Here is a 1,185-nt window from a genome sequence, read left to right on the forward strand (position 1 = left end):
TCCTTTTCGGAGGGACTTTCATTGAGGCAGCGAGTCGTCCCCTAACACATCTGGAATCATTACATTTCCCTTCCTTTTCGGAGGGACTTTCATTGAGGCGTGAGCCGTCTGTCTTGGTCTGCTCGTACCAGTTCATGAAATTTTCCCTTCCTTTTCGGAGGGACTTTCATTGAGGCAAGGTGAAGGGGTCCAGTGCGTTGGCGAGGGTCTGACATTTCCCTTCCTTTTCGGAGGGACTTTCATTGAGGCGTGAGCCGTCTGTCTTGGTCTGCTCGTACCAGTTCATGAAATTTTCCCTTCCTTTTCGGAGGGACTTTCATTGAGGCTTCGCAGTGGCGGCATGTCTGGTGTCTCTGTCTGGGAATTTCCCTTCCTTTTCGGAGGGACTTTCATTGAGGCTTTCTGCTGACGCGGTGGATGGCTGCCCTAGTGGTTGATTTCCCTTCCTTTTCGGAGGGACTTTCATTGAGGCTCGAGCTCAGGATGAGGTGGTGTGCCCAGTTCGTATTTCCCTTCCTTTTCGGAGGGACTTTCATTGAGGCGCGTTAGCGTCAGGTCACCATCAATCACCTCATGAGTAATTTCCCTTCCTTTTCGGAGGGACTTTCATTGAGGCATCAGCGGCTCCGTTACTGTCTGCCTCGTGCACCGCGATTTCCCTTCCTTTTCGGAGGGACTTTCATTGAGGCCTGGACGCTGGCCCCGACCCGGCCTTCAAGCAGCGCCGATTTCCCTTCCTTTTCGGAGGGACTTTCATTGAGGCCGACGTTGTCCTGACCACGCCCGGCGTTGGCATGATTTCCCTTCCTTTTCGGAGGGACTTTCATTGAGGCCTAACTGAGGGGGGTGAGTGAATCGTAATGGTTCACTATTTCCCTTCCTTTTCGGAGGGACTTTCATTGAGGCCTTCAGCGCGTGGACTCGGGCGAGACCCTTTTCTTGGATTTCCCTTCCTTTTCGGAGGGACTTTTCATTGAGGCATCGACGGCCTGGGAATGGGCCGCGATATTGGCCAAATTTCCCTTCCTTTTCGGAGGGACTTTCATTGAGGCGGTTAGTCGTTGAGTGTGCTCAGTATTTCCGCTAGATTTCCCTTCCTTTTCGGAGGGACTTTCATTGAGGCGACGAGTACCGGGACATTTGCGCATGGTTCTATAATTTCCCTTCCTTTTCGGAGGGACTTTC

1 CRISPR repeat array is annotated in these 1,185 nt (G+C 52.3%).

Annotation, left to right across the window (positions count from 1 at the left end):
• Window positions 1-1,123: a CRISPR direct-repeat array (repeat unit 28 nt; unit sequence TCCTTTTCGGAGGGACTTTCATTGAGGC).
• Window positions 1,124-1,185 lie beyond the last annotated feature (62 nt).

The sequence above is a fragment of the Rothia sp. HMSC061D12 genome, from assembly GCF_001836735.1.
GTDB lineage: Bacteria > Actinomycetota > Actinomycetes > Actinomycetales > Micrococcaceae > Rothia.